Annotated in this window: 9 protein-coding genes; 2 read left to right on the forward strand and 7 right to left on the reverse strand. The window is 65.7% G+C overall.

Translation table 11 applies throughout. The annotated features are described in order from the left end of the window. Positions 1 to 402: 402 nt before the first annotated feature. From VLA96_05915 to serS, 5 genes are all read right to left on the reverse strand, one after another. On the reverse strand, positions 403 to 624 hold the full coding sequence (locus tag VLA96_05915; GenBank protein ID HSE48727.1) for a hypothetical protein: 222 nt from the start codon (positions 622 to 624) through the stop codon (positions 403 to 405). A 66-nt stretch (positions 625 to 690) separates the two neighbouring features. After that, positions 691 to 1,368 carry an outer membrane lipoprotein carrier protein LolA gene (locus VLA96_05920; protein ID HSE48728.1) on the reverse strand — a complete coding sequence of 226 codons (678 nt, stop codon included), beginning with the start codon at positions 1,366 to 1,368 and terminating at the stop codon, positions 691 to 693. A 4-nt stretch (positions 1,369 to 1,372) separates the two neighbouring features. Further along, positions 1,373 to 1,768: a hypothetical protein gene (locus VLA96_05925; protein HSE48729.1), complete on the reverse strand. Its 396-nt coding sequence runs from the start codon at positions 1,766 to 1,768 to the stop codon at positions 1,373 to 1,375. Positions 1,769 to 1,775: 7 nt separating this feature from the next. Beyond that, positions 1,776 to 2,210, reverse strand: coding sequence for a GxxExxY protein (locus VLA96_05930; GenBank protein ID HSE48730.1), 435 nt, complete (start codon positions 2,208 to 2,210; stop codon positions 1,776 to 1,778). A gap of 37 nt (positions 2,211 to 2,247) precedes the next feature. Continuing rightward, positions 2,248 to 3,540, reverse strand: a complete 1,293-nt coding sequence (gene serS / locus VLA96_05935) for a serine--tRNA ligase (protein ID HSE48731.1) — start codon at positions 3,538 to 3,540, stop codon at positions 2,248 to 2,250. Positions 3,541 to 3,604: 64 nt separating this feature from the next. Between serS and VLA96_05940 the strand changes: the two genes are divergently transcribed. After that, complete coding sequence (locus VLA96_05940; protein HSE48732.1) at positions 3,605 to 4,555, forward strand: dihydroorotate dehydrogenase; 951 nt, start codon at positions 3,605 to 3,607, stop codon at positions 4,553 to 4,555. Positions 4,556 to 4,619: 64 nt separating this feature from the next. Here the strand turns inward: VLA96_05940 and VLA96_05945 are convergent, their stop codons facing one another. Both VLA96_05945 and VLA96_05950 read right to left on the reverse strand, forming a co-directional pair. Continuing rightward, entirely contained in the window at positions 4,620 to 5,912 is a 1,293-nt protein-coding gene (locus VLA96_05945) for a hypothetical protein (GenBank protein ID HSE48733.1), read from the reverse strand. Positions 5,913 to 6,024: 112 nt separating this feature from the next. Then, positions 6,025 to 6,399 (reverse strand): hypothetical protein, encoded by a 375-nt coding sequence (locus tag VLA96_05950; protein ID HSE48734.1) that lies wholly within the window; start codon positions 6,397 to 6,399, stop codon positions 6,025 to 6,027. 41 nt (positions 6,400 to 6,440) lie between these two features. Here VLA96_05950 and VLA96_05955 point away from each other — a divergent pair, with 41 nt between their 5' ends. Further along, complete coding sequence (locus VLA96_05955) at positions 6,441 to 7,235, forward strand: DUF4396 domain-containing protein (protein HSE48735.1); 795 nt, start codon at positions 6,441 to 6,443, stop codon at positions 7,233 to 7,235. Positions 7,236 to 7,264 lie beyond the last annotated feature (29 nt).

The raw sequence follows: 7,264 nt of genomic DNA on the forward strand, positions 1-7,264 counted from the left end.
GGCGGGTGGCCCAGGCAAACCGCCGACATTGTAGAAGAAGGGGTGCCCCAGACAAGCTTCGCTTGTCTGGGCGCGGGCGCTAGCCCGCCAGGTTCTTCGCCCATGCCGGCGGCCGGCGCCAAGGAGCGGCAGGCGACGGTAGCAGCTGAAGGTGATGAAGTGGAGGTCACCGTAGCCGTAATACCGCTTGGGGTGGATCGGCACGGGGAGAGCTTACTGCCGAACAAACCCGGCGGATCGGAGTTGCGGTCCTTGTTCTGGAATCGGAACAAGAGTGGCAAGAGAAATAGTGATTCTTGTCGTGATTTCAGAACAGGGCTGGACCCCTCGCGGGCTAGCCCATTAGGGACGTAAGCGGGCCAAGATGCCCACGCCACCGCGGGCGGGTGGCGCCACGCGCCGCTAGGCCTGCGGCGGGGCGGGCTTGTCGCTCATCCGGAACTGCGTCCGGAAGTGCTCCGACAGCAGCTCGAACGCCGGGCGGTTCCGCCGCGGGTCGGCCTTGGCGAGGTACTTCATCGCTTCCACCAGCAGGCGCTGGCCCTCGATGTAGCGCGGGTCGCTGGCACGCGCATCTTTTTTCCTCGGTCGCGGGATGCGGGGGATGGTGAACACCTTGGCCATGATTCCACCCTGGGTCGTGGGATAAGGCCCGGCGCGAGACCGCCGGACGTTAATGTGGGATGCACGCTAGCCCTGCGGCGTCAGCGTCTTTGTCTTGTTGGTGGTCTTCAGTTTGTAAACGTCGTCGGAGATCTTCTGGTTGATCTTGATGTTCGAGTACTTCGCCAGCCGGTAGTCGCCCGAGGGCGTGAACAGCTGCTGCTGGATGCTGATCCCGCGTGCCGGGTCGATCCACAGCACGATCTTGTTGAAGGTGTTCTTCACCTTGGCCGACTTCGGTACCAACTGGAGCTTCTCCGTCTTCACGCCGTCCACCATCTCGGCGCCGATGTACGTGACGTCGTAGCTGGGAAGCAGGTCGTGGCCGCGGCCACCGAAGCCCAGCACCATGAAGCTTTCCATCTCCTGCTTGTTCTTGCCGGCGTCGTAGACGGTGAGCTGGTCGATGCGGGGCTGGTACATCTTCACCTGGCCGTCGGAGTAGACCACCACCTTCACTTCTGGCTTCACGATGTCGGCGGCCATCTGGATCTCTTTGCCGTTGCGCCGGAAGTAGATCTTGCCCTTCTGCTGGTCGGTGTCGTCGACCGCGCGCGTGTACTGGTCCCAGATGAAATCTGCCTCTGTGGAGCGGAAGTTCCCCGCGGCGCGGTCCATGGCGTTGAGCACCGCTTCCACGTTCTGGGCTTGGGCGCAGACGACCGCCAGCGCCACCACGCAAACGCTCTGGAGAAGCTTTCTCATATCCCTACGGCCTGGCCCATACTTTATACGCCACGATCGGCCTCACTTGTCCATCGCACGGCCCCGAGCCCATGCGGCACACCGGCTCCCACTTCACCACCTCGAGCTCGGCGTTCGAGATGGCCGCGATCACCCGCCGCGCGCTCTCGCGCACCGCCGCGTCGCCCGTGCCGCGCACCTCGGCCGCGTCGATCTGGTACACCTGCATGCCCTGCTCTTCTGGAAGGACGACTACTCTGGTTTGATGCGCCTGGCGCTCGATCGGTTTGTCCTTGAAGTCGATCCACAGCGGCGCCAGGAAGATGAACAGCAGGATCAGCGTCACCATCACGTCGTAGTGGAACGAGCCCCGCTCGTACTCCCACGCCAGGTACCCCTTGATGGTCTTCCCGATTCCCATTTGCTCCTTAGGCCTTCACTTCCAACGCAGAGGCGCTGAGTGCGCCGAGTTCGGGAAAGTCGTTGACGACGCGATGCAGCCCGCTTCGCAAGACCTCGACATTGAAGTTGAGCAACAGGCCCACTCGCTTGCGCTCCAGCCGAAGATAAGAAAGCAATTGCGCTTTATGGATCCGCTCCATGCGTTCGACCGACTTGATCTCGATGATCACCTCGTCCTCCACAATGAAGTCGAGCCGATACCCACTGCCGAGCACCTGGCCACGGTAGCGGACGGGCACATCAACCTGCTCGCGGAACTTGAGCCCTGTTGCTCTGAACTCCGCGGCAAGACAAGCCTGGTAAGCGGACTCTAGCAGGCCGGGCCCAAGTGTCCGGTGCACCGTGATGGCACACCCGATGATCTTGCGAGTGATCTCATTCAGCCGCTCGGCCTCATCCATAAAAACCTCGGCGTGCTTTGCGCCTCTCCGTTGGATTCTAGTACTTCCGGGCGACGATTCGGTCCGCGCCAACATAAGCCCGCAGCGGCTCCGGGATCACGACTGAACCATCCTTCTGCTGATAGTTCTCCAGGATCGCCAGCCACGTCCGCCCGACGGCCAGGCCCGAGCCGTTCAGCGTGTGGACGTACTCGGTCTTCTTGGCGCCCTCCGGCCGGTAGCGGATCCCCGCACGCCGCGCCTGGAAGGCCTCGAAGTTCGAGCAGCTCGAGATCTCGCGGAACAGCTTCTGCCCCGGCAGCCACACCTCGATGTCGTAGGTCTTCGCGGCGGAGAATCCCATGTCCGCCGTGCACAGCGTCACCACGCGGTAGTGCAGCCCCAGCTTCTGCAGCACGCTCTCGGCGTCGCGCGTCAGCTTCTCCAGTTCGTCGTAGCTGGTCTCCGGGCGCGCGAACTTCACCAGCTCCACCTTCTGGAACTGGTGCTGCCGGATGATCCCGCGCACATCCTTCCCGTACGACCCGGCCTCGCTGCGGAAGCACGGCGTGTACGCCGTCAGCGAGATCGGCAGCCGCGCGCCCTCGAGCGTCTCGTCGCGGTAGAGATTGGTGACCGGCACCTCGGCCGTCGGGATCAGGTACAGGTTCTTCTCGCCGTGCGGCACCTTGAACAGGTCCTGCTCGAACTTCGGCAGCTGCCCGGTGCCGTACATCGATTCCGCGTTGACCATGTACGGCGGCAGCACCTCGGTGTAGCCGTGCTCGCGCGTGTGCAGGTCGAGCATGAAGTTGGCCAGCGCGCGCTCCAGCTTCGCTCCCAGGTCCCAGTACACCGCGAAGCGCGCGCCGCTCAGCTTCGCCGCCCGCTCCAGGTCCAGGATGCCCAGTTCCGCGCCCAGCTCCCAGTGCGGCTTGGGCTGGAAGTCGAACTCCGGCGGCGCGCCCCACTTCCGGACTTCCTGGTTATCTTCCGGCGTCTTGCCGACCGGCACCGAATCGTGCGGCAGGTTCGGGATGCCCGCCAGCAGCGCGCGCAGCTCGTCGTCTTTCTCGCCCGCGCGCTTCTCCAGCTCCTGCACCTGCTCGCGCAGGCCTTTCATCGCGGCGATCTGCGCCTCGGCGGGCTTCTTCTCGCGCTTGAGCTGCGCAATCTCTTCCGACGCCTTGTTCTGCTTCGCCTTCAGCGTCTCGGCTTCGGTGATGAGCGCGCGCCGCGCGGCGTCGAGCTGGCGAAAGTTCCCCAGCACCGCCGCCGGGTCCATCCCGCGGTCGCGCAGCTTCTCCTCCACCAGGTCGAGATGTTCGCGGACAAAGCCCAGGTCCAGCATGCCGCACTAATGTAAATGATGGCAGGGCGACTCGGTACTCCACGGCTGTCGTACACTGGAAATAATGAGCCAAGCCCCAACGCCGCAAGCGCAGCCGCCCGTGTGCGACCTGCGCGTCCGCTTCTGCGGCATCGAGTTCAAGAACCCCGTCATCGCCGCCTCCGGCACCTTCGGCTACGGCGTCGAGTTCGAGGACATCGTCACGCTCGAGAAGCTCGGCGGCTTCGTCGTGAAGGGGCTGTCGCGCGAGCCCATGGCCGGCAACCCGCCGCCGCGCGTCTTCGAGACCGCCGCCGGCATGCTCAACTCCATCGGCCTGCAGAACATCGGCGCGCGCGCCTTCGTCCAGGAGAAGCTGCCCAAGCTCCAGCGCATCAAGAACATCGTGGTCATCGCCAACGTCTTCGGCTACTCGCGCGAGGACTACCAGGAGACCATCCGCATCCTCAACGACGCCGACGGCATCGCCGCCTACGAGCTCAACGTCAGCTGCCCCAACACCAGGCACGGCGGCATCGCCTTCGGCTCCGACCGCGTCATGCTCGAGGACATCGTCGCCACCTGCAAGTCGGCCGCCACGCGCCCGCTCATCGTCAAGCTCTCCCCCAACGTCACCTCCATCCCGATGATGGCGCACGCCGCCGCCAACGCCGGCGCCGACGCCATCTCCCTCGTCAACACCTTCGTCGCCATGGCCATCGACGCCGAGACCCGCAAGCCGCGCATCTCCAACATCACCGCCGGCCTCTCCGGGCCGGCCATCAAGCCCATCGCGCTCCGCATGGTCTACGAAGCCGCGCACTCGGTGGACATCCCGGTCATCGGCATCGGCGGCATCACCACGCCGGAAGACGTGGTCGAGTTCATGCTCGCCGGCGCCGCCGCCGTCGAGGTCGGCACCGCCAGCATGTGGGACCCCTGCGCCACCGAGCACATCGTCAACGGCTTGGAGCGCTGGTGCGTCGAGCACCGCGTCAACAAGGTCACCGACCTCATCGGCCAGCTCGAGACTTAGACGCGTGTCATGCTGAGGAGCCCGCCGCGGCGGGCGACGAAGCATCTCATGGGCACCGCTCCCGCTAGTGCTTCATCACTCCCGGCCTGAATCGCAGGAACACGCGGAACCCGGCCGGCTGCTCCCCGTAGATGGCGTCCAGCGCCGCCGGCTTCGAGTACACCGTGAAGTCCGCTCCCAGCCCGATCTGCACTCTCTCGTTCTGCACCAGGTCGCGCACCCCGCCGAAGGTGTACGCCCCGATGCGGAAGCTCTCGTGCGGCGGCGGCGCCAGCGGGAACAGCTCGTCTTTGTCCACCAGCTCCAGCCGCGTGTAGGCGTAGTTCCGCCGCAGGAAGTTCAGCGTGGACTCCAGCAGGTAGCTGTTCTGCACCGTCTGCTCTTCCGTCTTGTGGTTGCGTCCCCAGATCAGCGAGGTCGCCCAGTTCCCGGCCTTCATCGGCCGGTTGTAGGTCACCGACGCCGTCTGCCGCTCGATGTCGGTGTGCTCCAGCGCCTCCGGCTCGGTCAGGTAGCCGTACGAGTACTGCGCCGACCAGTTCATGGAATGGAAGCTGGTGCGCAGCGACCACGAATCCATCGGCGCGAAGTCGATGGTGTGGCGGAACTCGTCCGGCTCGCGCCCGTTGAACACCGAGCCCTCCACCCGGAACATGCCCTTGTGGAATTGCAGCCCCGTGGTGATCACTCCGGCGGTGATGTGTGTGGAATCCTGCACGTGGTGGCCGAGCGGCGCGGCCGGCAGCTCCGCCGCCGACACGCGGTGCATGAACGCCACCGGCCCGAGCGCGGGCTCGCCTACGGGCGCGCCGTAGAACTGCCATGCGAGCTTCTCGCCCGCCAGCGGCACGGTATATGTCACCGAGAGTTCCCCGAACACGTCGTGGGGATGCTGCTTGTCCACCAGCGGCAGGCCGCGGTAGGTCTCGCCCGTCTGGAAGAGCTGCGGGAAGCCGCCGTGCGGCGCCGTCAGCGGCTCGGCAGAAAGCATCTGGCGGAACAGCAGGGTGCCCGGCCCGAGCTTGCGCTGCTCCATCAGCATGAACCAGTTCATCGACTCGAACTTGCCCACGCCGCGCGGACCGCCCTGCTGGTTGTACGTGAGGAAGAGGTTGCCGTGCGCCATCATGTCCCACGCGCCCCACTTCCACATCCACATCGGCTCGGGCGCGGACTTCGGCTTGGGCATCGTCCCCGACCCCAGGTGCTCGTGCTCCATCTTCTGCGCGGGCTCGTCGTGCTGCATGCCCTGCATGCCGGCCATGTCGTGGCCTTCATGCTTCTTCTCTTCCCCGGGCTTGGACTGCTGCGGCGCAGGCGCCGCCGCCTGCTGGTGGCCTTCATGCTGCGCGGCCACGCAGGTCGAAACGCTAAGCAATACGAAAAGTGCGAACGTGCGGACTCTCATCATTCCCCTTTGGATCGGGATAGCTGCTATGGCCGCGGGATGCGGCGTGGGGAATGTCGCGCTAGATGCGCAGCGGCGCGTGGCGGAGCGGCGGGCCGGGCGGCGCTGCCGAATGCTGCTTGTGAGCCCGGAAGCTCGCCACCGGCGCGGCGACCTCGCCCACCATCGCCCGGACGACAACCGCGGGCTGCGCCTGCGGCAGCGCCTTCTCCGCCACCGCCGGCTGCGCCGCCTTCCCGCAGTGCGGCGCGCCGCTGGCGCCCACAGCGCGGGTTCTCGGCGGCGCCTGGTGATGATGTCCGTGCGCCATCATCGCGGGCGGCGTGGCGTGCGCGGTGGCGGGCACTGCGCATGCGGTCGCGCACAGCACCGGGCCCGTTCCGGAGGCAATCGCCAGCAACAGCAGTAACAACGGGATGGCAATGACTTTAGGCATCACGGGCGCACCCGCCGCTCGGAATATCCATCCTACCAGCTATGCCGCCCTACTCGGACTGGATGCACCTGCTCGCCCTCGCCGCGCTCTGGGGCGCTGTCCTCAGCGCCGCCTGGATCGCGCTCGACGAGCTGCGCCGCCCGCAGCACATGATGATCATGAACTTCGTGTGGCCGCTGACCGCGCTCTACCTCGGCCCTTTCGCCGTGTGGTGGTACTACGGCTCCGGCAGCAAGATGACGCACGAGCATCACCAGGCGATGCAGGCCGAGATGCGCCGCCGCGGCATCGACCCCAAGAAAATGAAAGAGCGCAGGAAGCAGATGCCGCCGGTGCCGGAGCAAGCCTTCGTCGGCGCCACCCATTGCGGCTCCGGCTGCCTGCTCGGCGACATCGTCGGCGAATGGCTCGTGTTCCTGCTCCCGCTCACGTTCTTTGCCGGCGAGTTCGGCACGCGCCTGTTCGTCACCCTGCTGCTGGCGTGGGTCTTCGGTGTCGTCTTCCAGTACTTCACCATCGTGCCGATGCGCGGCCTGCCGGTCGGCAAGGGCATTGTCGAGGCGATGCGCGCCGACACGCTCTCGATCCTCGCGTTCCAAGCCGGCATGTTCGGCTGGATGGCGCTCAACTACTACGTCTTCTACCCGGAGCCTCACCTCAAGCCCACCCAGGCGGTCTTCTGGTTCGAGATGCAGCTCGCCATGGCGCTCGGGCTGCTCACCTCGGCGCCCGTGAACCACTGGCTGCTGCGCAAGGGATGGAAGGAAAAGATGCCACAGCAGAGCGGCGAGCAGGGCCAACGGATGATGGATGAGATGCCGCCACGCGCGGCGTGAGGGACTAGAGGTTCCGGATCTGCTCGGGC

The organism is Terriglobales bacterium (assembly GCA_035457425.1).
Taxonomy (GTDB): Bacteria; Acidobacteriota; Terriglobia; order Terriglobales; family Acidobacteriaceae; genus JACPNR01.